The 25,528-nt window shown below is 35.0% G+C and carries 30 protein-coding genes and 1 pseudogene; 11 read left to right on the forward strand and 20 right to left on the reverse strand.

Features of this window, described 5'->3' with window-relative positions; translation table 11 throughout:
• Nucleotides 1–198 precede the first annotated feature (198 nt).
• Complete coding sequence (locus VK91_RS17240) at nucleotides 199–573, forward strand: hypothetical protein (protein ID WP_048394559.1); 375 nt, start codon at nucleotides 199–201, stop codon at nucleotides 571–573.
• A 474-nt stretch (nucleotides 574–1,047) separates the two neighbouring features.
• Here the strand turns inward: VK91_RS17240 and VK91_RS17245 are convergent, their stop codons facing one another.
• Complete coding sequence (locus tag VK91_RS17245) at nucleotides 1,048–1,440, reverse strand: hypothetical protein (protein WP_048394561.1); 393 nt, start codon at nucleotides 1,438–1,440, stop codon at nucleotides 1,048–1,050.
• Between the two features lie 935 nt (nucleotides 1,441–2,375).
• A complete protein-coding gene (locus VK91_RS17250) occupies nucleotides 2,376–3,020 on the reverse strand; it encodes a hypothetical protein (protein WP_048394563.1) in 645 nt (214 codons plus the stop codon).
• 221 nt (nucleotides 3,021–3,241) lie between these two features.
• Here VK91_RS17250 and tlp point away from each other — a divergent pair, with 221 nt between their 5' ends.
• Nucleotides 3,242–3,475 carry a small acid-soluble spore protein Tlp gene (gene tlp, locus VK91_RS17255; protein WP_048394565.1) on the forward strand — a complete coding sequence of 78 codons (234 nt, stop codon included), beginning with the start codon at nucleotides 3,242–3,244 and terminating at the stop codon, nucleotides 3,473–3,475.
• Nucleotides 3,476–4,555: 1,080 nt separating this feature from the next.
• On the opposite strand, the gene VK91_RS17260 is transcribed toward tlp, so the two are convergent.
• The 3 genes from VK91_RS17260 to VK91_RS17270 all read right to left on the reverse strand — a co-directional run bounded on the left by VK91_RS17260 (nucleotide 4,556) and on the right by VK91_RS17270 (nucleotide 7,012).
• On the reverse strand, nucleotides 4,556–4,966 hold the full coding sequence (locus tag VK91_RS17260; RefSeq protein WP_231595713.1) for a hypothetical protein: 411 nt from the start codon (nucleotides 4,964–4,966) through the stop codon (nucleotides 4,556–4,558).
• Nucleotides 4,967–5,201: 235 nt separating this feature from the next.
• Nucleotides 5,202–5,723, reverse strand: coding sequence for a GrpB family protein (locus VK91_RS17265; RefSeq protein ID WP_048394567.1), 522 nt, complete (start codon nucleotides 5,721–5,723; stop codon nucleotides 5,202–5,204).
• Nucleotides 5,724–5,995: 272 nt separating this feature from the next.
• Nucleotides 5,996–7,012: a DUF2332 domain-containing protein gene (locus tag VK91_RS17270; RefSeq protein WP_048394569.1), complete on the reverse strand. Its 1,017-nt coding sequence runs from the start codon at nucleotides 7,010–7,012 to the stop codon at nucleotides 5,996–5,998.
• A 110-nt stretch (nucleotides 7,013–7,122) separates the two neighbouring features.
• On the opposite strand from VK91_RS17270, the gene VK91_RS17275 reads away from it, so the two are divergent.
• From VK91_RS17275 to VK91_RS17295, 5 genes and pseudogenes are all read left to right on the forward strand, one after another.
• On the forward strand, nucleotides 7,123–7,998 hold the full coding sequence (locus VK91_RS17275; protein ID WP_048394571.1) for a LysR family transcriptional regulator: 876 nt from the start codon (nucleotides 7,123–7,125) through the stop codon (nucleotides 7,996–7,998).
• A 367-nt stretch (nucleotides 7,999–8,365) separates the two neighbouring features.
• Nucleotides 8,366–9,031: a site-specific integrase gene (locus VK91_RS17280; RefSeq protein ID WP_231595715.1), complete on the forward strand. Its 666-nt coding sequence runs from the start codon at nucleotides 8,366–8,368 to the stop codon at nucleotides 9,029–9,031.
• A 501-nt stretch (nucleotides 9,032–9,532) separates the two neighbouring features.
• Nucleotides 9,533–9,742, forward strand: a complete 210-nt coding sequence (locus VK91_RS17285; RefSeq protein ID WP_016993944.1) for a hypothetical protein — start codon at nucleotides 9,533–9,535, stop codon at nucleotides 9,740–9,742.
• Between the two features lie 12 nt (nucleotides 9,743–9,754).
• Nucleotides 9,755–10,117 (forward strand): spore coat protein, encoded by a 363-nt coding sequence (locus VK91_RS17290; protein WP_048394572.1) that lies wholly within the window; start codon nucleotides 9,755–9,757, stop codon nucleotides 10,115–10,117.
• A gap of 22 nt (nucleotides 10,118–10,139) precedes the next feature.
• Nucleotides 10,140–11,275: pseudogene (locus VK91_RS17295) on the forward strand (zinc-dependent alcohol dehydrogenase).
• 348 nt (nucleotides 11,276–11,623) lie between these two features.
• Here VK91_RS17295 and VK91_RS17300 read toward each other — a convergent pair.
• From VK91_RS17300 to VK91_RS17315, 4 genes are all read right to left on the reverse strand, one after another.
• Entirely contained in the window at nucleotides 11,624–12,358 is a 735-nt protein-coding gene (locus VK91_RS17300; protein ID WP_048394621.1) for an SDR family NAD(P)-dependent oxidoreductase, read from the reverse strand.
• 390 nt (nucleotides 12,359–12,748) lie between these two features.
• Entirely contained in the window at nucleotides 12,749–13,108 is a 360-nt protein-coding gene (locus VK91_RS17305) for a DUF1304 domain-containing protein (RefSeq protein ID WP_048394575.1), read from the reverse strand.
• A 67-nt stretch (nucleotides 13,109–13,175) separates the two neighbouring features.
• The gene (locus VK91_RS17310) at nucleotides 13,176–13,802 is read right to left on the reverse strand and encodes a nitroreductase family protein (RefSeq protein ID WP_048394576.1); all 627 of its coding nucleotides are present in this window, start codon (nucleotides 13,800–13,802) and stop codon (nucleotides 13,176–13,178) included.
• 22 nt (nucleotides 13,803–13,824) lie between these two features.
• Nucleotides 13,825–14,229 (reverse strand): Ohr family peroxiredoxin, encoded by a 405-nt coding sequence (locus tag VK91_RS17315; RefSeq protein ID WP_004228436.1) that lies wholly within the window; start codon nucleotides 14,227–14,229, stop codon nucleotides 13,825–13,827.
• Between the two features lie 150 nt (nucleotides 14,230–14,379).
• On the opposite strand from VK91_RS17315, the gene VK91_RS17320 reads away from it, so the two are divergent.
• Together VK91_RS17320 and VK91_RS17325 are read left to right on the forward strand one after the other, a co-directional pair.
• Nucleotides 14,380–14,817 carry a MarR family winged helix-turn-helix transcriptional regulator gene (locus VK91_RS17320; protein ID WP_048394578.1) on the forward strand — a complete coding sequence of 146 codons (438 nt, stop codon included), beginning with the start codon at nucleotides 14,380–14,382 and terminating at the stop codon, nucleotides 14,815–14,817.
• A gap of 204 nt (nucleotides 14,818–15,021) precedes the next feature.
• A complete protein-coding gene (locus VK91_RS17325) occupies nucleotides 15,022–15,471 on the forward strand; it encodes an SRPBCC family protein (protein WP_048394580.1) in 450 nt (149 codons plus the stop codon).
• Between the two features lie 59 nt (nucleotides 15,472–15,530).
• On the opposite strand, the gene VK91_RS17330 is transcribed toward VK91_RS17325, so the two are convergent.
• The 9 genes from VK91_RS17330 to VK91_RS17375 form a co-directional block, all read right to left on the reverse strand.
• Nucleotides 15,531–16,307 (reverse strand): basic amino acid ABC transporter substrate-binding protein, encoded by a 777-nt coding sequence (locus VK91_RS17330; RefSeq protein ID WP_004228443.1) that lies wholly within the window; start codon nucleotides 16,305–16,307, stop codon nucleotides 15,531–15,533.
• Between the two features lie 249 nt (nucleotides 16,308–16,556).
• Nucleotides 16,557–17,066 carry a hypothetical protein gene (locus VK91_RS17335; RefSeq protein WP_048394583.1) on the reverse strand — a complete coding sequence of 170 codons (510 nt, stop codon included), beginning with the start codon at nucleotides 17,064–17,066 and terminating at the stop codon, nucleotides 16,557–16,559.
• A complete protein-coding gene (locus VK91_RS17340; protein WP_048394585.1) occupies nucleotides 17,063–17,542 on the reverse strand; it encodes an RNA polymerase sigma factor in 480 nt (159 codons plus the stop codon). Before VK91_RS17340 ends, VK91_RS17335 begins: the two co-directional genes overlap by 4 nt.
• Before the next feature lie 193 nt (nucleotides 17,543–17,735).
• Entirely contained in the window at nucleotides 17,736–18,530 is a 795-nt protein-coding gene (locus tag VK91_RS17345) for a nucleotidyl transferase AbiEii/AbiGii toxin family protein (RefSeq protein WP_048394586.1), read from the reverse strand.
• Nucleotides 18,531–19,024: 494 nt separating this feature from the next.
• Nucleotides 19,025–19,786, reverse strand: coding sequence for an ANT(4')-I family aminoglycoside nucleotidyltransferase (locus VK91_RS17355; protein ID WP_048394588.1), 762 nt, complete (start codon nucleotides 19,784–19,786; stop codon nucleotides 19,025–19,027).
• Nucleotides 19,787–19,888: 102 nt separating this feature from the next.
• A complete protein-coding gene (locus tag VK91_RS17360; protein WP_048394590.1) occupies nucleotides 19,889–20,380 on the reverse strand; it encodes an immunity 22 family protein in 492 nt (163 codons plus the stop codon).
• Nucleotides 20,381–20,384: 4 nt separating this feature from the next.
• Nucleotides 20,385–20,939, reverse strand: coding sequence for a hypothetical protein (locus tag VK91_RS17365; RefSeq protein ID WP_048394591.1), 555 nt, complete (start codon nucleotides 20,937–20,939; stop codon nucleotides 20,385–20,387).
• A 63-nt stretch (nucleotides 20,940–21,002) separates the two neighbouring features.
• A complete protein-coding gene (locus VK91_RS17370) occupies nucleotides 21,003–21,791 on the reverse strand; it encodes a class I SAM-dependent methyltransferase (RefSeq protein ID WP_048394593.1) in 789 nt (262 codons plus the stop codon).
• Entirely contained in the window at nucleotides 21,779–22,210 is a 432-nt protein-coding gene (locus tag VK91_RS17375; protein ID WP_004228455.1) for a BrxA/BrxB family bacilliredoxin, read from the reverse strand. The genes VK91_RS17370 and VK91_RS17375 overlap by 13 nt, the downstream gene beginning before the upstream one ends.
• Before the next feature lie 688 nt (nucleotides 22,211–22,898).
• Between VK91_RS17375 and VK91_RS17385 the strand changes: the two genes are divergently transcribed.
• Nucleotides 22,899–23,663 (forward strand): hypothetical protein, encoded by a 765-nt coding sequence (locus VK91_RS17385; protein WP_048394598.1) that lies wholly within the window; start codon nucleotides 22,899–22,901, stop codon nucleotides 23,661–23,663.
• A gap of 283 nt (nucleotides 23,664–23,946) precedes the next feature.
• On the opposite strand, the gene VK91_RS22960 is transcribed toward VK91_RS17385, so the two are convergent.
• The gene (locus VK91_RS22960; RefSeq protein ID WP_048394602.1) at nucleotides 23,947–24,192 is read right to left on the reverse strand and encodes a terminase gpA endonuclease subunit; all 246 of its coding nucleotides are present in this window, start codon (nucleotides 24,190–24,192) and stop codon (nucleotides 23,947–23,949) included.
• Nucleotides 24,193–24,205: 13 nt separating this feature from the next.
• Entirely contained in the window at nucleotides 24,206–24,379 is a 174-nt protein-coding gene (locus tag VK91_RS23355) for a terminase gpA endonuclease subunit (protein WP_197078735.1), read from the reverse strand.
• A 219-nt stretch (nucleotides 24,380–24,598) separates the two neighbouring features.
• Here VK91_RS23355 and VK91_RS17400 point away from each other — a divergent pair, with 219 nt between their 5' ends.
• Nucleotides 24,599–25,342, forward strand: coding sequence for a site-specific integrase (locus VK91_RS17400; RefSeq protein WP_082148172.1), 744 nt, complete (start codon nucleotides 24,599–24,601; stop codon nucleotides 25,340–25,342).
• Nucleotides 25,343–25,528 lie beyond the last annotated feature (186 nt).

Genomic DNA, 25,528 nt, shown 5'->3' on the forward strand with positions numbered 1-25,528 from the left:
AGTACATTTGTTCACAATATCTTTGGTATATAATCTAATTAGTAATTCATGAATATGGCACTTTTCATGAATAACGTCGCTCTCCTTATTTCAGAACAGTGCCCGATTGGAATACATTATTCCAACTGTGCAACATTAAAATTAATACCAATTTCCATTATTTATCTTATAATAATTGTAAGAGGAGTTGTTGTTTAATTGACTGTTAAAAATATAAGTACATCCATTTCTGAAGATATTATTATTACGAATTTGACTGGTTTCATAACCCTTGCTGATGTAAACAGCTGGTTTAATTCATTTGAGAAAACATGCTATTCATTTATTAGGCAAGAAAAAAAGTATAAGTTGTTAGTTAATCGTAAAGGTTATACTCCAGAACATTTTTCTGTACAAAAATTGTGGAAAGACAAATTTTTCACTAATAAAATATTAGAGAACACAATTGCAGTCGCTTTTTTATTAGAAGAAGGAGATATTCTAATTCACCTTAAACAATCTAATACCAAAGACAATGTTATGTTCTCAAGTAACTATGACCAATTAATTTACTGGCTTACTAAATATAAATAAAGGATTTCTACTCTTAAGGTGTTGAAGGGTAATTTTTTTATTGCACAATTTTTTTCAAGTAATCGAACCACTTTTGATTATAATAACTAAACAATACAAAATTCCTTGTACAAGAATTGTGCCAGATGCTGAATAAAAAGACGTGATTTGTCTCTTGCTTGTTAAAAGCATACCGTTATGTTTAATAAGGATTTTATTTCCTTTTCTCGCAGATTCCTTTTACGAATTGTTACTTATAATCTGGGTATTCATTGATCCCACCATTTTTCTCTGTAGCTTTGTAATATAGTTTGATTAAAAACATCTCACTAACCAGCATTTTTCTATAAATAAAAGAGGCTCCATTTTGAAAAAAGATTGTTCAAAATGGAGTCTTATTATGTAATACTAAGTTTGATTTTTATAAAAAAGATTGATTATTTTTTTCTTCCTATGTTGTTCAACAACCGCGCCCGATAATTGAGAATTAAAAGATTAATTATAATTATATATTTTCACATCATTTGCTTCACAAATATACAATAGTTCTTTACTAGATTTATTATTTCCATTTACTAATATTCCTTTAATTTCCTTTATTGCCATTTCAGCTTTTACTCCGATAGAATCATGTTTTTCTATTACCACTTGCGTACTTTCAATTTTCATATTATTTTTTAAAGCTGAAAATGACCTTAAATATGACAAAAGACGTTTACGTTCGCTTAATTCATATGTTCTATCATCAAGGATTGTTCTTTTAATTGATTCAAAATTTGAATCAAATAGTAAAATCATGTCCTTTTCAAACTTTCCCTTACAAGTTGTCCAATTAAGTAATTTTATAATATTATAGGCAAGAATTCTCCCCTCTTCTAATTTGAACATTTTTTCAGTTTCATCATCTACATCACTATCAAAATTATAAGCTAGATTATCGAATACTTTCTTTGTATATTCATCAGTAATACCTTCAGGATGATTATATTGAATTCTGCCAGATAAAATAATGTCTTTAACTGAAACAGGTCTATCTTCAGGAGTGTGGAAAAATAAAAAACGACCATTAGGGCAATCTTCTTTAGAATTATAATGCGAAATAAATTATTCGTTCAAAGATATTAAATACATGTTAATGAGCGATGTACTAGAAAGTACTATGATCTGAACATGATAACTTCAGACTATCAAGTTCCAGTATTCTATATCCATGGCGAGGATGACTGGCAAACTCCTTATTCTCTCGCTCACACATACTTTGATTAACTCAAGGCGCAATGAAACAATTTTACTCCATACCAAATGCTGGACATGCGACGATGCTTGATCAGAAGGAGCTATTCAACTAAGCTTTATTCGACATTATCGATCAAATCAAACATTAATTACCAAAGCCATTCCATCATAGTACCATGATGGAATAGGACTCGAGTATATCAAACCATTCGATATGCATAAGCTCCATAATATATGTCAAATACTCTTATACAACTAAATGGCCCTTTAATGAAAAAAAGCACTTTCCTTATTCCAGGAAAGCGCCACATGTTGCGTAAAATCAACACTACACCACAGAAAATGAAAGATCATTACGTTCTTTCATGTCTATGTTTCCAATAACTATCTCAACTTCAGATAAGTGATAAAATGTGTAGTTTCAAAATTATTTACTTCTTCATTCGGTGAGTAAAGATATATCTTATTGTCTTGTCCAAGAGCTATCCAATTTCCCTTGTTGACCTATTTTCCTTAAGTCTTTAAACGATGAAGCTCTGAAGTCAAATAGACAAAAAAGGACCGGGCAACTTTTTGCCCAGTTATTCCTATTCGTTTATAATTTCTTCATACCCAGTCATAGTATCCATATGGCTCGCAATCATGGCGATAATGGTACTTGCCTCTTCTTTTTTAAATGACAAGGTACTTTCATCTTCGAAGAGTTCCCCGTCTTCTGTCCAGATCCGATTGACTCTTCGCAGAACGCCATCTCCATTAGCTCTATCTACCCCAAACTGATAGGTTACTTCAAGATTATCTTCAATTTGATAAGCCGGGACTTCCGGAGTTTCCCATTCCACATCAATTTCTTCAAGAGTAATTTCATCATCTAGAACTTCATATTCTTCTTCATCATCTACATAAAAGACTTCACTATCTTCGTCAATAAATTCATGAAAACTTTCATGAACAGCTTCAATCACATCAGTAATATCATCCAAAATAATTCTTGTAGGTTGTTGAAGCGTCATATCAAAGCTTTCTAAGTAAAATTCTTCATTATACGGATCAAAGAGGAGGGTGCAAAAGTAAACCCTGTCGTCATCTTCTGTCGAGATAAAAAATTCAATTCGGGGATGTTTTGAACCTCGATTGATATTCATATGACCGATTTGGTCATATTCTTCGCAAATCGATTTCAAATGATCTTGAAGCTCACCAGTTACTCTGTTAAACCATTCCATAGACATGTCACTACCGCCTCATTTTCTTTTTATCTAGTCATAATTTTTTTCCGTTTATTCATGCTGATTATATCCATTTATCGTGAATTATATTCTTTACAACTTAACGTGAGGACCTATTACTTACAAAGATTTGTTTTTGAAGAAAATTCCACTTATTGCACTGAATATTTTTAGTTAAATCGGGGACGATAAATCTTGTGACTTTAAAAGAAGGAGGAAGTAAAATGGAGAAAAATACCCCAAAGCCAGATAATCGATCAGATAATGTTGAAAAGCTTCAAGATATGATGAAAAATACTAAGGAAAATATGGAAGCTGCAGAAGAAATGATGGCTTACGTTGATGAAAACGAGCGAAAGGCACTTAAGCAAAAAAATGCACGTAGGGAAGAAAGTATGAGTGGTTTTCGAGAAGAGATTTTAGATGAAGCGGCTGCTCGAAAAAATGGTAACTCATAAATTTAAGTAAAGTGTCTTTTTATCCCGCGTACCAAAGTTCCTTAAATAATCAATGGGTGATAAAGAATGCCCCACTGATTAAGTTTCATTTCATGTGAATACGGGAAAAGACGGAAAATAATATATTTAATTTATAAAGCAACAGAAATTATACGGAAATAAAAATGTGAGAAAGGCTATATAGGTTTAGACAAAAAACCAAACTCTTTTGAGCTGGTTGCCGTTTTCTTCATGTTATTGATTAACTGCGTAACTTTCCCGAAACCTATACTAATTAAGAATTACAAAGATGAGTGTTGGGATTCTTAACACTATTTCGTAGAGATCATCAACCACTATTTATCGGGCAATCGCTCTCCGTTAGTTAAAGTATGATTCTTCACAAATTCTTGGTTATTCGTAATAGGTAGAGGATTACCATATTTATTAATTCCCTCATATTGTTCAGTTAATATCTATGCTTCAGCTACTTCCCTCGCTGCGGCTTTTTTATGTATAGATAACCTTAAATTGCACATATTAATATTGAGTGTATCGCACGCACTTAGCTGCGGCGCTAGTTGACAGCTGCAGCTTTTCTTCAATTTAATCCGCAACAGCTTGGCGCCTAGTACCCCCGCCATTACATGTATATCATCCAGAAAAAATAATAAGTATTTATTAAGCCTGATTAAACCGTCAAATAATTAGTTCTCCAGTATAAAACTGGGGATTTTTCAATATGACTGAGTTTTTAGGAAATATCTTTACTGTACATTTTTTATCAAAAATTCATTCAATATAGAGATGAAATTTAAAATTCCACTTTGGTATACCTGCTTAAAATAATCTTCCACTTCTTCAACTAAACTGCTCCGTTAGCTTAAGTACATTGTTTCACAACTCACATCAAGCTTAACATAAAATCTTATTTTTAATTTAGAAGTGTTATTCAATTAAAGGGCCCTTTCCATGAAGAAAGACGCTTTCCTATTTCAGAAAAGCGCCCTTTAATTGAATAACGATTAACCTTCTATTAGCTGGTTTAGTTGAAGAAGAAAAGTGAAGTTTATTCAACATTTGCGTCCGTTTGTGAAAAGGTTAATGAAATCTAAACCAAGCAAACCATTGGCCTTGTTTATTTTTGGTCACAAAAATTTGTCTGTGGGATGCGTCATATGCCGGTAAATACTTCGGAAACAGCATTTCCACAAACCAAGAATTGTTAGCTATTTCCTCCCCGCAATAATGTTTCGCCATTGCATAATAAGCTTCCGGATGTGGTGCTTTTGAAAGATGTGCTATGGTTTCTATTTTCCAACCTTTATAATTATCTTCTTTATAAACCTCAGGAATAATTGTATTTAATGCATTTATAAGACCTTTATCTGAACTGATATGTCTCAAGCTTTGCGAGTTCGGACATTTACCATTGTTAATTAAAAAGGGTACTTCCTCATTTGTTTCAGCAAATGATATTTGAGAGTGTATCAATATTCCTAAAAAACACAAGTAAATAATAACTCTTAAATAATTCTTGATTCATCACCCCTCGAATAGTTATTATTCATAAAATAAGGGGTTTTTATGCTAATCTTTATAACAATCTGCCTCAATTGTTGAACTAAACTGCTCCGTTATTTGAGTTAAGAAAAAAAGAGCTGCCTAAGCAACTCAATGATCTTCAAGAAAAGCGCCCGATTGTTGAAGATTGTTTTCCAACTAAAGCCCTCTTTAGTGAAAAAAATCATTTCTGTTCATTTTCCTCTTTAGCCTTTTGTAATACATTCTGGATAAATGGAGCTTTATTTGTTGTATAGGAAGCTCTATCAAAACGAAACTTTTCTGCCAAATTAATCTTTAATTTTTGATATTCTTTTAGAACATCAGGATTCACTCTTAAATAATTTCTGAACAAAATTTGATTGTTCCAATGTTCTCCATGATATTGATAAAAATGTATATGATGAGTCCCAGATCCCCATTGTCCCTTTCTAAAGAAACGCCTTTGAGGAAATTCTTTATGATATACAAATTCATACCCAATTTGTTTTAAAGGCTCGATGAATTCACTCACAATTTCTAAATCATTTACTCCAATAGCGATATCTAAAATTGGTTTTGCACATAAACCTTCAACAGATGTACTTCCTATATGTTCAATTGATATATATTTGTCAGTTAATATTTCCTTTAGTTTTTCTTTTTCTTCATCAAATTGTTTGGACCAATTCGGGTTGTAATCTTCGATTGTTATTTCCTTTTTCATACTATGTCTCTCCAACTATTATTTCTAATGTTCAATAGAATTTCTCTTATATTTCAAGTGTACTCTTTAAAAATTTTGAATGCACTATATAAATATGTGTTTATTTACTCCACAATCTGGTCTTTAAATGTAAAAAAGATCCTTTCCTTTTTCAAGTAAAGCGCCCGATTGTTGAATAACGATAAAATACTCAACTTATTATTCTTTCACTTAAGCAGCCTTTAGTTTAATTACATTTCTTCAATTCTAATAAAGACCACTTACCTTTTTATTTATTCCCACACATAATGTTTACCATGACCATCTATTTCTTTTATAATCTTTTTTTCTTCGGTTTTAGAATGAGTTATATAATCAATATGCAAATGACGATCAAACATATTATTGTATACATGATAAATAGGATGCTGTTCACTCATATTATTAATCATTGTTAATAGATTGATTTTCAATGATTCATTAAATTGATTGGCCACGTGTGTGTGAAAAATTATCACTTGTGTACCGTCATCAATATTTTTTATAAATGACGGGATTAACTGTAAAAAGTCTCCTGCATATAGTTTTTTTGAAATATTTTTATTAAGTTGGGACACCTTTCTTAATAACTCTTTACGATCTTTTTGTTCTGGCCAAATGAGTGCTTGCATCCATTCATAGTCTTCTTCTTTGTTAAGGTCCACTATGTTTAAATCTATTCCAACCCGCTCACTCACTTCAAAAGGTTTAATAGCAGTTAATGACTTTCCAATATTTTCAGCATATACCACGACACTACTTTCAAAATCACCAAAATGAAGAATTTGTTCAGTTTCTTTAATCTCATATTTATAATGGTCTAGATTTAATAATAATCCCGCGCTTGTACCAATTTCTATTAATGTTAAAGGCTTTTCGGTTTTATGTGCTATTTCACTAAAAATCGGATATAAATACGAACTACGATTCAATTCATTCGTCTGAACAAGTTTTGTTTGAAAACATTCTACTAATGCTTCTTCATTAAGACGAACAAATTCTTTTAAGGTAAAAAAACTTGCTTCTAAATAGTTTTCAGACCGATCAAATATAGAGTAATAGGACTTAAGTGGATGATTCTTTTTAAAAGCTAAGTATTGGACACTTGCAAAAAACATATTAGGCTTGGGTTGAGAACCTGGAATTGACTGCATCAATGTGAGTAGTTCTCTATCTTCTGCAATTTCCTTACTCCAATAGGCATAAAGTGGGCTACTTTTTTGTGCTTCAAGTTCGCTAAATCGTTTAAAAATTTTCGCTAATCTTTCCATCTAAAACACCTCTTTCTCTTTTGTGTTTTTAGTGTACAATTATTGTTAAAACAAATAAATTAATTAAATATAATGAAATTGATTAATAATTTTAATTAAAAGAGGTACATATGGAGATAAAATGGTTAAAATCATTTGTTACCGCTGTTGAATGTGGGAATTTCCGTTTAGCAGCAGAAAAGCTTTATATATCACAGCCCAGTATTACTGTTCATATTCATCTGTTAGAAGAAAGTTTACAGATATCTTTATACGAACGAAAACATACTCAACTTACATTGACGGACGAGGGACAATTTTATTACTTTCTGGCAAAGGATATATTGAAAAAAATAGAAGATAGTAAAAGAGAACTCAATCTCTATTCCGTTCAAAAGCGTACTCTTCTGAAAGTTGCGATATCACCAATATTAGTAGAAACAAATCTACCACATATACTTTTACAATTTTCTACAGAGAATCTAGAATATGAAATCGAAATTATTGTAGAAGATTCAAAAAAAATGGATGAACTAATTTTAAAAGATGAGGCTAATTTAGCTATCTGCATTGGCACTAGTAAGCAATCGATTATTCATTCAGAAAAATTATATTCTAGTCCATTACAACTTATTTATCCTAATAATCAAGATACTAAATTGGATAAAGTTATGCAGTTATATAAGTTATTTGAAAGCTATCCTTTGTTTACAGGACATTTAGAAGAAGCGATATCAATCGAGGCTTTATTAGATATACAATTTCCATCAATTCGAAAATTGAATATCTCGCAGAGTTACATTATAAAGCAATTTGTTAAAGATGGTTTAGGAATGGCATTTTTACCCAAGTCTATAGTTCATAAAGAAGTAACGGAAGGGCTGTTCAATTTATTTCATTTTGATCGTTTCCTCTTACCTACTGTGGATTTGTATATTCGCCATATAAAAGAAAATGAAAAGATTGTCCCCCTGTTGCAAAAAATTAGGGCTAGTAATTTTCTCTAATAACTGAGCCTTTTCTTTAACTAACCTGCTCGTCTGCTTAAGTGTAATCCTTCACAAACTCAGTTATTATTCTATATGAATACGTAAGAGTTTTCCTCAACAATATGGCCCGATTGCTGAATAAGGGAAAATCCTGCATATAACATATTTTTTATCAAATTTTATAAATTATCATTCTAAGATCTAAAAAAAAAGTTCATCTTTTTTATAAACGGTATTCACCACAGTACAACTTTCTTACAAGCGGTTAAACTTTGCTTTAAAGATACAACACACACTTCACAATAAAAATGAGCACATCTAATTTAATTTCAACAACACTTATTTATCTTTGTCAGGATTTAACATACTAATCAAAAACCTCAATTTGAAAGAAACCTACAACTATTTAACAATCGAAGAATTAAATATATTTCTCCACACAGCAAAAAAGTATGAAGATATTACGGGTTATACTTTTTTGTTGATAGCCGTCTATACAGGTATGCGCAAAGGTGAAATTTGTGGTTTACAGTGGCAAAATATAGATTTCAAAAATAATATAATTACAATTGAACGAACACGTGATGATATTGGTACGCGTACCCCTAAAACTAAAAATAGTTATCGAAGAATTTTGGTGGATGATCTTGTCATTGATCAATCAAAAAAATACCAAGTATGGTGTAAACAAATTTTATTAAAACATGGCAAACAATTAGATGATCAGTTATTTGTATTTATTAATACTTTCAATAACCTATTGCATGGTGCTGCCATTCATAAAATGTTTAGAGATACGATTTTAAAAGCTGGTATATTAAACAATGACGGAGAACCAAAAATTACTTTTCATGGTTTACGTCATACCCATGCAACAATTTTATTAAATAGCGGACAGAACGTAAAAGCAATTGCTCAGCGCTTAGGAAATACTCCAGCAATGATTTATGAAATTTACGGCCACGTAATGAAAGAGTTAGAAGAACAATCAGTGGAGGTTTTCAGTAGAAGTTTAAATTGCGGAACTGGGGCTAGCGGCGGGGCTAATTAATGTAAAAGGTCCGTTCAAACGTTGATAAATCAATACTTTTGTCATTTATTTAATGTTTCACACACTAATTTTTTTATTTTGAAATATGTACCCAACAAAGCCCTAAAAGCCTGTTATAGCAGCTTTTAGGTTTTTTTATATAAATGGCAAACATTAATATTTTTTCATACATAATTTTATACGTTATTCAGTGCATTTCCGCATTTTCTTTAGACAAAGAGAAAAACGCATAAAACCAATTTTCATAAGGTTTCAAGCGTTTTTTGTGTAAAAAATTAAGCTATGATTTGCAATTGACACCCCACATTTGTCTTGAATTTTGGTATTACGATTTTCACATAGGGTGTAATAAATGGGTTGAGTGAAAAGAATGGAGGAAATTCAACTTTAAATCAGATTCTAGCTATCAATATAGTCTTAGATTTAATCCAATGCGAATTTGCATAAATAGACTTGCTACAGGGAAGACTTTTTAAAGAAAATTATGGAGGTGCGAATTACGTGTTTGAGAAAAAATTAGCACTTCATGAAACCATGGAATTTCATGAAGTCATTAACTTTATGACAACTAGTTTACTTAAATCGAAGCTGAGTCAAGGTGTGGTCTTTGATGATGATTTAAGAGCGTTATTGGACAAAAATGTAAAATTATCTACCCCGGCACTCACTGCTATGGTTAAGCTCTACTCAAAATCGGAATTGGAATATTAGGAGGACAATTGTATGCAAGACTATTTAGATCCTATAAATTCAGTTGGAATGCCTGAACTAACTGATTCGGGGATTGCTCTTGAGTTTTTACTTACAACCAAAACGGGTATTCGTAATCTTTCAATTGCCTTAACAGAAACAGCTTCTCCTGCTCTTCAGAAAATCTTGAGAACTCAGCTGGATGTCATGGTCGATTTATATTTCGAAATTTCTGAACTGATGGTAAAAAAAGAATGGCTGAAACCTTATGATCTTGCAGGTCAAAAGGAACTGGATATTAAATCAGCAGAAAATGCGATTAGTATTGCCCAGTTGGATTTATTCCCTAAAGATATGAATCGAAAAGGAATGTTCCCTACCCCACCGAAAAAATAAACGAAAATGAGGGATTTTTTTAATGAAAGCTGTCACTTTTCAAGGTGTAAAAAATGTTGAGGTTAAAGAAGTACAAGACCCTAAAATAAAAAAGCCGATGATATTATTGTTCGTTTAACCACTACTGCCATTTGCGGGTCAGACTTGCATTTGATTCATGGTATGATTCCGAATCTTGGACAAGATTATGTCATTGGTCATGAACCAATGGGTATTGTAGAAGAAGTTGGAAAAGATGTGACGAAGGTTAAAAAGGGTGACCGGATTGTCATTCCTTTTAATATTGCATGCGGGGAATGCTGGTACTGCAATCATGATCTGGAAAGTCAATGTGATAATTCAAACGATAATGGCGAAATGGGTGCCTACTTTGGTTATTCAGACACAACAGGCGGTTTTCTAGGAGGACAGGCAGAGTTTATGCGAGTGCCCTATGGTAATTTTATCCCTTTCAAAATTCCAGAGAAATCAGAAGTTCCTGATGAAAGTCTTGTTCTCCTTGCCGATGCCGCATCTACTGCTTTTTGGAGTGTAGATAATGCTGGTGTAAAGAAAGGAGATACTGTTATTATTCTTGGCTGCGGACCTGTTGGACTGCTAGCACAAAAATTTGCTTGGCTGAAAGGAGCAGAAAGAGTAATCGCAGTTGACTACATCGGGTATCGTCTTAAACATGCAAAGAAGACAAATAACGTGGAAATCGTTAATTTTGAAGACCATGAAAATTGTGGTGAATACTTGAAAGAGATTACCAAGGGCGGTGCAGACGTTGTCATTGATTGTGTAGGGATGAGCGGAAAAATGACGCCTTTAGAATTTCTTGCAAGTGGGGTAAAACTTCAAGGTGGTGCTATGGGAGCCCTTGTCATAGCCAGTCAAGCTGTACGTAAAGGAGGAACAATCCAAATTACCGGTGTATACGGCGGTCGATACAACGCCTTCCCACTTGGAGATATATTCCAACGCAATGTAGCGATTCGTACTGGACAAGCTCCAGTTGTTCATATCATGCCCCATGTCTATAACTTAATGGCTGAAGGAAAAGTGAATGTCGGTGATATCATTACACATGTCCTCCCACTTGAAAAAGCAAAACATGCTTATGAAATATTCGATACAAAGCAAGAAGGTTGCATTAAAGTGGTTTTAAAACCCTAATATAGAAGTTTTTAGGTACTTTTGTCTCTGCATTGCAAAAGTACCTTTTTCATTGACCTAGGGGTACATATTTATATGTATTTCTTCTGAAAGTGATTCTTCAAAATGGCATTAATATTTGAGCACAAGCCTCTTCGACTGGCGAACTACATTTTGATCAACAGAACTAACCCCTCCCTAATCAAAAATCATTATGTAACGATTCCTTTCATTGAACAACTTCTAATGAACAACTCAACATCCCATTTGTTTTATTTCCATGAGGAAAGACGCTTTCCTTATTTGAGAAAAGCGCCAAATTTATGAGTAAATAATTAGTTTGGCAAAACAGTTGAATAAGTTTTTGAACTACCTTAGATATCCACCATTATTAATATCAAATGTCGCACCTGTGTAATGCTTTGATCTATCTGACAAGAGGAAAATAACAGTATCAGCAACATCTTCAGGCATTACAGGTGTATCGATGAGCTGATGATTTAAATATTCCTCTTTTCTCCAAATAGGTATTGCATCCATCATAGGAGTGTTTACCATTGTAGGGGCAATGGCATTAACTCTGATGTATGGTGAGAAATTCACTGCACAGCTTTTAGTTAATCCCAATATAGCAGCTTTTGAGAGTCCATATATTGCATCTGAACTGCCTTCCATACCTGATACAGAAGACATATTCACGATGACTCCCTTACGTTCGCTCTGAAGTAGATATTTCCCGAACATTTGAGAAAAATAAATACATCCCTTTAAGTTTATATCTATGACTTTATCAATTTCCTCGGTTTGATAATCCAGTATATTCTTACCCAAATAAATCCCTGCATTATTAACTAAACTATCTACATCACAATGTTCTCTTTCCAAATTTCCAAAAAAATTGACTACTTCTTCATAAATACTTACATCTAGTTGATATGTATACAAATCTGAGGGGACATTCATTGATTGTTTTAATTCCCTTAAGGCGTCTTCATTAATATCACAAGCAAGTACTGAAGCACCTTCATCTAAACATTGTTTAACAATTTCTTTTCCTATACCAGAAGCTGCACCTGTTACTATTACTTTTCTATTTTTAAGCATCATCTATTTTACCCCTTTATTAAAAAGTTAGGATGTTATGAAAAACTCTACCTAAATTCTATCTTTGGCGCAAGAAGAACATTGTTTAACCTCTCTTTATAAAAGACCTGTTTTTTTAACTTATTACAAATTTTATTGATTTGTTGTCTTGGTTTAATATCCAATTTTTCAGAGAGACAATCATCACAATATATATCTTTTTGACTGTTAATAAAGTTTTGGACAATCTGTATATTAGACGTAAGCTAATTATCTTCCTTCCTTAAAAAGAAATCTTTGCTCACAATTATATAAGTCTTCCACTATACTTCCATTAGAACAGAGATAATGTATAATGTCTGTTGTTGAGTTTACATTAACTTCAATCTTTTTATTATTGTAGAGATTCCTTTAGAAAAATAAACTAATAAGTGCTAAAATAGCAGGTCCACCTTGTTTTAATAGAATCGATTTAGAGCTTGTTAAGCTACCATACAAAGCGACAATGATTACAAAGATTAAAAAAATGGCAACAATTTCAGTTTGCTGATGTGACAAAAATAATCCATACAATAAGGCGATCGCAATCAGACCATTATAAACGCCTTGATTTTTGAAAAGAACTTGAACATTTGCATTTTCTAATGCTTCTTCAGAAAGACTAAATGTTTTTGCTGTTCTTTTAGAAGTAGTTGCAAACGTTTCTAAATACATAATATACAAATGCTCAGCTGCTACGACTAAGCTTAAAATAAAAGTTAATGAAGACATCCTATTCCCTCCTAAAAAATCTTTAAAAAAGCAATGTCCTCAAGTGTATCAAGGACATTGCTTGAAACTATTTATTAAAACGAACAATGCGGTCTATTGGTAGGCGTGAAGAACCATATGCTGGGGCTGCCGCTTCACCAATGGCTAATAATAAAATAGGAATTTCATTTGCTGGTAATTCCATGTATTCAGCGAATTTTGCTTTATCAAATCCACCCATCGGAACGGTATCATAGCCCATTTCCTTCGCTAATAGCATGATTTGCATCGATACTAAGCCAGCATCAAAGTGTACGATATTTTCTAATGTTTTTGTTGGTGCTGAACCATACATTGTCAGCGCATCTTGTGCAAGCTTATTGGCAATTGGTTCTGGCATATAGCCCAGCTCCACGTTTTTTTCATAGATTTCCTCAGCATTTACATACATCTCTATATCACCAATGACAGCAATAATGGCAGAGGCTGTTTCGATTTGCTCTTGATTAAATGAAAAGAAGTTGATATTCTTCTGAATTTCCTTATCATCAATCACAAGAAAGCGCCATGGCTGCATATTACTTGAAGAAGGTGCTGAAGTAGCATCCTGCAACAGCTGCATGATTGTTTCACGCGGAATTTTAGTCTCTGCATTGTATTTACGAACAGATTTACGCATTTGCATAATTTGTTTTAATGGTGTAGTTGATAACATGTAGTTTCCCTCTTTTCACAATTTAAACTGCTTTTATTGTTACATTAATATTGCCCATTGTTGCTTTTGAATATGGGCATACCGTATGTGTGACCTCTAATAATTCCTGTGCTTCCTCCACTGCTAGTCCTTCAATATGCCCTTCGATTTCCACTGCAAGCACATAGTCAAAAGAAGCTTGCTCCATTAATTTCACTGTTACTTTAATGGTTGATGCATTTTTTAGTTTCTTTTGGCGTTTGATTAAATCTAATGCACTATTAAAGCAAGCACTATAGCCAGCCGCAAATAATTGTTCTGGGTTTGTAACATCCGCTAATTTGGAGCCTGGTGGTGCAATTTTTAATGATAAAGATTGATCTTCTGCATAGGATGTGCCACTACGGCCACCTTCATTAATCATTGTAGTTGCGTATAATTCTTTCATAACTGAAAACCCCTTATCTTTTGTTATTAATTAAATTGTGTACAATCTAATTTTTACAAATTGAATTGTACACAATTTAATTGCGTTTGACAAGTAGGAACTTTATTTTTAATATAAATGATAGTAGAAGAACTTTAAGAGGGGATTTTTATGCCTAATCATTTAGATAATCAGCTGTGCTTTCTTTTGTATGCAACATCAAAGGAAATCACTCGGCAATATACATTATTATTGAAGCCTTACGATCTTACTTATACAGGCTATATCACTTTATTAGCTTTAGAGGGAAACGAACAGATAACGGTGAAAGAATTGGGCCAACGTTTATTTTTAGATTCAGGAACATTAACACCGTTGTTAAAAAAATTAGAGGCAAAGAATTACATTTATCGTGAACGTTCTAAGGAGGACGAACGATTAATGAAAATATATTTAACCAAGGAAGGCGTAGATGTAAGAAGGAAACTACCTGAAGTGTCCCGCCAAGTGATGAAGCAATCTAATATCTCAGAGCAGCAATTTGTACAACTGAAAAATGTACTTCAAGATATCGTTTATAACGATTGGAAAATAAAAGATGAAAACTAACACATAGCTATTCCATTAATAGGATGAATATGTAAATAAGAAAGATTGGAGCTACATTGGCTTCAATCTTTTTTTGTTTTTCTCTCCCTTATCTCCTCAAATGTTAATAATCATGTGGCTACCGTTAAAATTTAGTATACTTACATTTATTAATTAGTTTAATTTACAGCATAGATAAGTAATTTTGAAAGTAGAGGTGTTTGGATGAAAACATGGACAAAGACTATAAACATAAATGCCCCCATCGAAAACGTTTGGAAATTACTTGATGGCTCTTTAGCTGACATGCAGAAGATTATGCCACAGGTAATTGAAAACAAGCCTGTAAAAGTAACAGAAGAAGGGGTTGGCAGTATTTATCGCCAAAAATATAAAGAAGGAAAACGTATCGAAACGTATGATGTAGAAACATTGGAATATTCGAATACACCTGATAAAAAAATATTGAAAGTAGGCTTTGTACTCGCTAATTTGTTTGAAATTACGGCTTACTATGAATTAAATAAAATAAATGAAACAGAGACTTCCTTTACTTATTCCGTAACAAATAATGCGTTAAAATGGTTCGTCAAATTATTTTTATTGTTTGCATCGGACAAAGTAGTCGTACAATTTTTAGAACGGGTCAAAACAGTTGCTGAAGCGCAAGACTAGCACCTAAAAAATAAACCGTAGAACTCCCCCTGAGGTGAGCTTCTACGGTTTATTTATTTCTAAAAGTCTGAACCTGTAATTTCTTTTAACTTACCGTTTTCTTTAATCTTTTTAAGGCCTTCATTTAACTTATCTAAAAGCTCTTTGTTCCCCTTTTGAACCATGAAACCATAGTATTCTTTTTCGAAGGAATCATCTTTAATTACTTTGATTTTGTCATTTGGATGTGCCTTGATATATTCATAAACAACTGAATTATCTCCAATCGCCGCTTCTACGTTGCCATTTAGCATCTCTTGAATAGCAATTGGTTGATTTTCGAAAGCAAAAATGTTGGGACTAGATTCACCCTGTAGCTTCTTGGCAGCCATATGACCAGTAGCATTAATTTGTACAGAAATCTTTTTATCTTTTAATTCATCCAATGATTGGATCTTTGAATCTTCTTTCACCACGATTAATAATTGAGATTCGTAGTACGGCTCAGTAAAATCAAATGTTTCCTTACGCTCGTCCGTAATTGTAATCCCTGCACCACCAATATCTGTTTCACCATTTTTAATTGTTTGGAATACAGGCTCCCAACCAATACTTTCCCACTTCACTTCAAAATCCATTTCATCCGCGATTGCTTGTAACACATCCACATCAATCCCTACAATATTCCCTTTATCATCAAGAGATACGATAGGTGCAAATGTAGCCTCAGTACCTACCTTATAAACTTTTTTACTATCTCCATCACCTGATGATGTATTGTCTTTCGAGCCGCAACCCGCTAAAACTAGCGTGAAAGCTGCCATAATTGTAAGCAACACCATTAAATTTCTTTTCATAGCCCATCCCCCTAGTATGATATTTTTTCCATAATGCGTATTATTTTTCGCAATTCGGAAATGTGAGACTATTACGTAAATTATAGTGACAATATTCTCTTTAGACAATACTTTTTTGTATAAAAATAATCATTTCTTTATAAATAGTATTATTCAATCTCGTTTTTAGGATAAAAAGGAATAAATAGTTAACCAGAAGCTATAAAAAAGAATCTCCCCTCGGAAATTCTTTTTTGCGCATCTAAATCTTTATCGTAATGGATGTTCAAAATTCCAATTTGTATAAATGGCAGCAGCCTGAACTGGGTTTGAGGAGGTATCTTCTGTATAGCCGCCAATTAAATTACCTACTCTAAAAGTAGGCTCAAATAGCTGTTCCTCCTTAGGTGGTGCTGTCGGTCCATCTATTCCTATTTTGGTTTTATCTGTCACGACTACTTCCATACCGTTATCCAATGTAAAGCTCAGCCCATCTTCTCCTACTTCCGTAATGGTCCCTTCGATATTTACTAGCGCACTTGCCGCAGGAGCTGAATGGTCCGCAACAATTCTCTCCGTCAAATCAATTGGTGTTTCATGATTTATATTTACCATAGCAAGGACAGCAATCACTGCACAGGCTACTAAGCTTCCAACACTAATTCTTACTTTTTTCATAAAGGACCTCTTTTCATATTTCATCATCTCTTCCTGCATCTTACGCTTAAATTCCTCAGAAGCATGAATCTGCTTCATCACATTCTTATAAGCATTCATCATACTTTGCTCCCCTCTTCTAGAATCGTTTTCAGCTTCATTCGTGCCCTTCTGAGCTTTGAGCCTACTGTATTTACGTTGATCTCTAATAACTCAGCAATTTCTGCCGTTGTATAGCCCTCGTAATAATGTAAATAAACAATGACTCTCTCTTCTGAAGGAAGCTCAAAAATTTCAGTAAGAACCATCTGCTCCTCTTTTGCAATAAAGGCCATTTCGTCTGTAATGGGTACCGTCTTCTTCACACGTGAGGACTTAAAATAATCCTTGCACTTATTAAATGTCACCTTTATGAGCCAAGCCTTTAAATGTGCTTCATGAGCAAAGGGCTTGTTCTGCCTCATCAGTGTCATATAAACCTCCTGCACAATGTCCTCCGCCTCAGCCATATTTTTGGTCTGTTGCACAGCAATTCGTATGAGGGTGTCACTATATGTTTGAACAATTTCTTGCACACTTAAGCCAGCAAACTTTATCATATTTTTCACCTAACCTCCTTCATGACATAATACGATTCAACTTTATCTATTCGTGCAACAGATACACTTTAGCTACATTTTAATAAAAAGAAGAAACCATTCATGAGACATACATATGTATCCCCCTAATAAATTACTGAATAATAGCCATGCAAAAACCCGCAAACCGTAAATGATTTGCGGGTCCCTCTCTTCATTGCCAAGCTCGATTGTTCCATTGCTTGAAAAATTCGTCCTCAGCCAAAATAGCTTCATAAATAGGGATAAAGAATTGTTTCAGAATCCCTGTCATCTCGAGTGTAGAAGTTAGCTCGATTGTAAAATGATGACGATCAAATAAGTCCACAATATACGCCTGCAATCTTCGTCCTTCAATAGTTTGCGTTTGTAGCAATTGTTGTACTTCATTTATTGTTTTTTCAGTCTTTTCTAATGCTGGGTACTGGTAAATTTCGATAAATTTTTGTGCCAGTACGAATTCTGTTGGATATGTATAAACCACCGCAGCCTTATTGTCTAGCAAGCTCGGAAAATTAATGGCCTTTGGTGTTATTCGCATGTTTTCTTTAAAGGTAATCCTAACTTCTATGTATACAGTCATTTTGTCCAATGTAGCTGGTATGCTTAGTTGAATATTGTCACTCGATACGGACGATTCGATCAGCTGTGCATTCCATTCAATGCCATCTGCTGGTGTTGCTAGTGAGCAAATTTCATAAAAGGCCTGTTTCACTATATCGTGTTGATGAACGCTTGCTTGCGCTGTCAGCGTGACTTCTTTGGAAGGCTTCACCAATCCATTTGTTAAAGCAAATAATAGTAGATCCCCATCTAGATAAAATTGATCATCATAGGAGGATACGGATAGACGATAAAGCAGTCTTTCTTGGCAATAGCGTGATACTAGCTGATCCATATTGTCTTGCCGTATAGCCATTTCTTCTAATTGTGTCACGATATTCGTCGATAGTGTGTCGATATTTCCCATTGACATCCCTCACCTTTTTGATTTTTCTGATTTTTTATGCAGAATTTAGATTTTTACTAAAATTCATGCTTTTATTATCACTTATTTATGGAAGAGAGTAAACGGTAATGTATACCAAAAAGGCCAGTCATGGTTGGACATGACAGGCCTTAAAATTAGACAAGGGGCAGCCTCGCTGTTGCGAAACTACCCCTTTAGTATTTATAGGTAACATTCTCGTAAATTGTAAAAGTCTCAACCCAATCGTCTGGGGAATATTATCTTGAAACCAGATTCGTTTCATCACCGCGGTAAAATTCCACTGTGTGCCTTCTAACTTAAGCAACGCAAACCCTACCATCTTTTGCGTCCTTGCAGCCCCAAAGCATGCGCCAGTGTGAATAAGTATCTACAAAAACAAAAAGCAGAATGCCAGATTACGGAAATATGCTACCTAAAATAGCACGTGTTCTATTATAGCACCTTATACTATAAAAGTAAAGGTCTATAAAAATTTACCAAGGAATCTCCTTAGAGCATTTAATCTGATAGCCCTTTTCAGCTGTCCATCGGAGAAGTGTTTGCCAAAAGTTTTCACAGGCAGCTATGATTTGCTGAGGATTCGTTAGATTGCCTGTCATGACCATTTCAGCTAATGCTTTTAACCCGTGTGGCTGATCATCCATCGCTAAAGCCTCAGGTAATACTTGTGCAGATGTTGTATAGCACTGCCTATGGTGTAATCCTACTATCATGGCACCTGTCATCGCTATTTTCATCGCCAGTATCGGCAAAAATGTAGTGGGACCCTGAACAGCTATGTTCCTTAATTTCCCCATGTATTCATACATTTCTTCTACAATGGTTTTGCAAATTGCTTCCTTAAATCGGCCATTCTCCACAGTGGCCGCTTTGTCTTTGAGTTCTAGAAAAAAGCCAGTAGGATCATAAAGTGGCTGTAAATCGAAAAACTTCCCATTTGTTAATGGCCAATCTTCCTCAACCGTTATTGCCTCTTCGATAATCACTTCTGCCTGATCGAAATTGACCTCTGCCTTCCAATCTCCTGCTGTCCATTCATAGCTATAGCTGTGCTCTAATTGATGACAGACACACTTAAGCTCAATGTCAGAAAACGGACCATCTGATTTTCTAGCCAACGAGCCATAAATACCAATTGCTCGAACATTTCCTCCATATTTTGCGATAACTTGTTGCGCAATGGAATGGGCAATCTGCATGCGTTCATCACTTGTCTTTTTTCTTGGTCCAATCATTTACATCGCTCCTTTTATAATAAGATCGTTGTTATTGAACCAAGGTGGACCACGGGCTTAACGAGGAATTTTTGCTGGTGACATCATTAAAATCTCCTTTCATCACATTTCCTGCAATTTAATAGAGCATACAAAATCGATATGAAACGCTTCATGGCTTACAGATTGAATGTGACCCTCATATTTCATGTCATATAGTAAAATTATTGCATTATAAGCTTTCTGTAGTTCATTGCCCATTTTGGCTAGCACTTGATGTTTAAATTGCTGCGAATAGGAAAATTCATCACAAAGCAGTTGCTTAAGTTGGTTTGAAGCTGCTTCGTAAAATAGCGCTTCACAAAAATCCTCGTCGAAGGTTAAGCCGAAATCGTATTCAAATTGATTGTAGAACTCATCATAAAGTGCTTTAAACTCTTCCTCACAAGTACGGTGCTGATTTTCTGGTAAAAAAAGCTTTCCTAACTTTTGTGAAAAGGCTTCATCCGTTTCATCTTCTCCCTGATAGACAGTGGCAAGATATGTATGTAACTGTTCTTCGCTTGTAAAATTACCAGCCCATATGGAAACATAGCCATTCTGTTCATCATCCATGACCTCACCCCTTTCTCGAATAAATCAATGCACCGCCTGAGCCCATTATTATTAAATGCTTGCCAGATGGCGAAAATCCACATTTAATCATGCCATCCAATCGCTGTAAATCAATAGCTGTCGCATTTTTTAAATAAGTATAATTAGTTGTATAAAGATAATCGAGTACTACTGTGGCACGTGGCCACCAAGGATAAATAACTTCAACCTGCCAGCCATCTGCTGTCATATGAATCCCATCCCCAGCTTCAAAGCCGAAAATAGATATTGTCCCCTGAGGTAATTGAAATGTTAAACGGTCATCACTCATTCTGTCGTAGGTTTCATCCACATCTCGTTCTCGATGAAGACGACGACCTGTTATAGGCTCAGTGATACTATAGCCAGAGCCACTAATTAGCACGATGTTTTCCTCATGATCCCAACCGCAAGCCAAAACACCATTGGCAGTAATGCTCGTTTCATACGCCCATGGAATAGGAGGTTTCGTGCAGATCAACGACTGTGCATTCGCCAGCAAGTCTAGCTCAAAGGGAGTTCGTTTATCATTGTTCACCATATTATTCCACCCTCCTCTTTTATTACCATATACTAAAAAAAGGCTTGTCTCAAGAACAAGCCTCTATACCTCTAACACACCATAATGAAATTTTGCAGTTATCCGTTCATGCTGCTGAAAGTCATAGGTCGCAAACCACTCTGAGCGAAAATGTGCCTTTAACACCACACGCTTTTTCGCTACACGCTTGGCTTCATAAACCCATTCATCGGTTAATGTGACATGCTCCCCTGCTAACCGTAATGCCTGAAAATTATCGGCCTCTTCTATAACCTTCTCAAACATTGGGTCCATATAAACCACATCAAATGCGTTGTCTGGTAGGGTTTTTAAATAGCGAACAGCCTCAGACTGTATTACCTCGATGTGTCGCATACAGGCAGTTAACGGTAGCTCGGATGTATCATAGGCTTGCATCCCCTGTCTAACAATAAACGCTACATTTGGATTTGCTTCCAGTCCCACAACACGACCTGCTTCACCCACTGTATAAGCCGCTAACATGGCATCTGCCGCTAAACCTAACGTACAATCCAACACCGAATCCCCCAGTTGAAGCTGTGCCGCTTCCAAAAAAGGCTCTGCCTCACCACGGGCCACACGCTTTAATCGAAACGCCGCAGAATTGGGGTGAAAGAAAAACGGCTCCTGCGCCCCATAGGCATAATACTCGAAGCGATTCTTCCCAGCGACCATCACATGTGCCTGCAACTCCTGCGAAATTTTGCGAACAGAGCGCTTGTTCCGTGGCTCAAACGCAGCACCTAATTCTTGACACGCAAAAGCAGCGAGCGCCATCGATACATCGTCTGGTCTGCCCGCTGTCGTCACAATCGTTTTTAGTTCTCGCATGTTTGCTCTAACACGCCAGTTAAATGAGAGACAATCTGCTCCACAGGGAATCCCTCAATTTGTTCACGTGGGATAAAGTAAGCCAACTCCCCATCCTTTAAAATCGCCATAGATGGTGAGCTAGGTGGCACATCCTCAAAATAACCACGCATCGCCGCAGTCGCTTCTGGATCCTGCCCCGCAAACACCGTCACAAGATGATCTGGCTTCACCGCTGCAATTGCCTCACGCGCCGCTGGACGAGCAAGCCCTGCAGCACAACCACAAACCGAGTTAATCACCACTAACGATGTTCCCTTCGTCTCCGCCATAAATTCATTCACCGCATCCGCAGTCGTCAGCTCCGTAAAACCAGCCTCCACAAGCTCCTCACGCATCGGCTTCACAACCTGCTTCATATATTCATCATAAGCGTTCATGCTTTTACCCTCTTTCCTATGTATTCGCAAACCTTATTATAGCAAGGTTTCGTGTGAATGTACAAAGACATGCTTTTTGCCTGATTTCGTGGGTTTTTGGGAGGAATGTGACTTTTTTGTGTAACGGATAGTGGTTTTATTTGGGGTCGTTACACCTAAAAAATGAAATATATACAATCATAGTAAATTATTTTATGGAAATATAAAAAGCCCAGGCTCAAATTAATGAGTTCTCGGGCTTTTTCCAGTTAGTTTGCTAAAAAAAATAAAAGAAAAGCTAAATACTATTCATTTACATTCTTCTAAGAGAATATTATATAAACTTCAAAACTTACACAAAAAATAAATTATAAACTGCAATACTCACGGATAGTAGAAATACAAATATTCCTGTGCTTAAAGACTTAATAAAGTTTCTTTTATTTTCACTTTTAAAATCGAAACTTTTATTAATTACGACTAACCCTAAAAGTGCAAATGCCAGATTAATATATATAGGATTGAATGCACTTGGTATAACTAACAGGACCATTATCAATAATAAAAATTTGCTGATGTATTTCCTTTTTTGGGAATCCAATAAAAACCTCCTCTAATTTACATTAATGGAAAAATATAGTTGACTATTCTCTTTTAGCACTATATATTATTATATTTTATACCAATTAATTGGAAAAGGGGTAAATAAATGAAAAAAATAATTACTTATGGTCTCAGTGCAACACTTATGCTTTCTTCAATTACACCAGCTATAGCACGAGCTGAAGAAAACAGCGGCGTACAGCAATCAGTTGACTCTTCGGAAAATTCAATTGTTGAAACTTTCGGGAACTATACAATTGAAGCTTCAAAAAATGGTGATATATCAAAAGTATTGTTGAATGATGGAACAAAAACAGACGAAGTAATACATAACGCTTCCAACGGCGTAGTATTCCTCAATGGGGAAGAAATTTCTGCAGAAACAATGGAATATATAAACAACTTAGTAGAAGAAGTTCTTAGGAATGAAACTATTGTAATAGAAGAGCCCAGTGCTCCAACCTTTGAAGGCATACTTATTGGGGGACCTAATTCAGGTAATCCACAAATTGCTCCTGCAGCAGTAGTTGTAGATGCAGGATTTGGAGGTTCTGAATGGAAATACATTGCAACTCATGAAGGCTCTTTTAATGTAGCTGGCGCTACAGCAACTACTTTGGCAATTGCCATGGGAATTGTATTCTCTCTAGCCGGTAAAAAAATTGATGGTGCTGTTACATTAACAAGTATTGCAGCAGGCATTTTAGCAAGTATATCAAACTCATGGACTACTGTTTACTATAAGAGAAAACACTATACTAGACCTCATCCAGATTGGCCGCTTTTATACACACAAGATTTATCTGAAGTTCATATTTATAAAGACTCTGCATATAAAAATAAAATTACTACTTTCAATCTTCTTCATTAATTCTCAAACAATGCCCAGGTCCAAGATTATTAAGCACCTGGGCTAAAAAAATTATTTCATACAATTTTGTTGTTTTGCTCTCATTTTTATTAACAAGTTATAATCCTAAAAGATCGGCTAGCTCTCATACTTGAAACGTATGTCCTACCATCTATAATCACTGCTGGAATAGTTTTTGTATCACTAAGTATAACTTTCGCTTCTGTAATTTCCGCCCCTTTTACTTCCTCCCAGCCATTTAAAATGTCTAGCTTGAATTGTGCCTCGGAGATTCCCATACTCGCTAAATAAGAATACGGATCTCTATTGTTGTACCTTTTAAATTATCTGTATAATTCAGTTCTAATGCTGAACCTATCTGACGACAAACGGCTATTACAAAAGGATCAAAAGAAGCGTTACCCACAACTTCTACTTCTAATCGGTCATCTTGAACATCAACTCCAGCCGTCAATACTATTACGTCCTTTGGTACTTCGCATTCATTGCCAATACGTCGAGAAATAGGTTTATCATGGTCTTTGATCATTCGTCTTTTCTTCTCACGACTCACCAAGCGTTGTATTAACCCACGTTTTTAAGGTTTCTATACCTTTACGCTTTGCTTCTTTAAATTCATCTAAAATCTTTGCCCATTTCTCCCAAGGAGATGCAAGGGCGTTTAAATGAAATCCACGTTTCTTTGCTTCAGTATTTCGAGCAATCCATTTCCCCAGATGTGATTTCCATTCAACTTCTGTATATAGATATTAAATAGTAAATATACGAGAATATTAGAAGTTAAAGGTACCTATTGCATCTCCCTACTCAATCGCTATTTGGCGAAAAAGAAAATAACCGCAATCACGTCTATCGAATTACAAGGATAGCTCAATCATCTATTTGATAATGGAACAGCCTATAATACGCTACGCGATACTCATAATACAGCCAAAATGTTATTTGCCTATGCCAAAGAATCTGGATTGATTGAAATGAACCCTGTGGAAGCTACTTTTGTGGCGAAGAAGAAAATGACGTTAGAGGAAGCAAGCAGTGAGGACACAGCGAAGCTTTATTTAGAAACCAATGAACTGAAGGAATTTTTAAGTTACGTGGACAAACATCGTAATATCATATATCGCACGCTAATCTACGCAATCGCTTTTACAGGAATGCGACCAGGCGAAGCTGTTGCCTTAAAGTATGAGGATGTGGACTTGGAGAAGAAGGTCATACACATCAACAAAACGGTGTATGCAAAGAAAAGTATAAGGGGTTACTTCGAGCTCACTCCACCCAAAACTGCAGGCAGCATCCGCTCCGTCGATATTGATGATATTGTAGTGGAGAAATTAAAACAGCTTTACAAATGGCGCGAGTATCGAGAATGGGCTAAGTCCGACTTTGTTTTCGGCGATAAGGAGGGCATCCCCCCTATCGTCAAAATGCTCAACCAAACCGTCCGGCGCATCGGTGCACTCACCGACATCAACAAACAATTCCGCACCTACATCCTCCGGCATACACATATTAGTCTGTTGGCAGAGGCTGGGGTGGATTTGAACTTTATTATGAATCGGGTTGGACATAAGAATTCTGATACAACAACGAAGATTTATTTGCATGTTACATCTGGGATGCGCATGGCCGCTACTGAGAGGATGCATGATAAGTTTACTGAGTTGTTGGAAGAGTGAAGATAAAAATGGGGATACTAATTTCTTAAAGAGTATCTCCACATTTAAATTATTATGGTTTATTTATCTTTATTAGTGATAAATGATAAGAAATCAAATATATTATGTTTTTTAACAATTTTCTCTTCAACTATTTTAAGATATTTATGAATATAGATTTGAAATTTAATGCTATTTAAAATACAT

The organism is Lysinibacillus sp. LK3, assembly GCF_001043675.1.
Taxonomy (GTDB): domain Bacteria; phylum Bacillota; class Bacilli; order Bacillales_A; family Planococcaceae; genus Lysinibacillus; species Lysinibacillus capsici.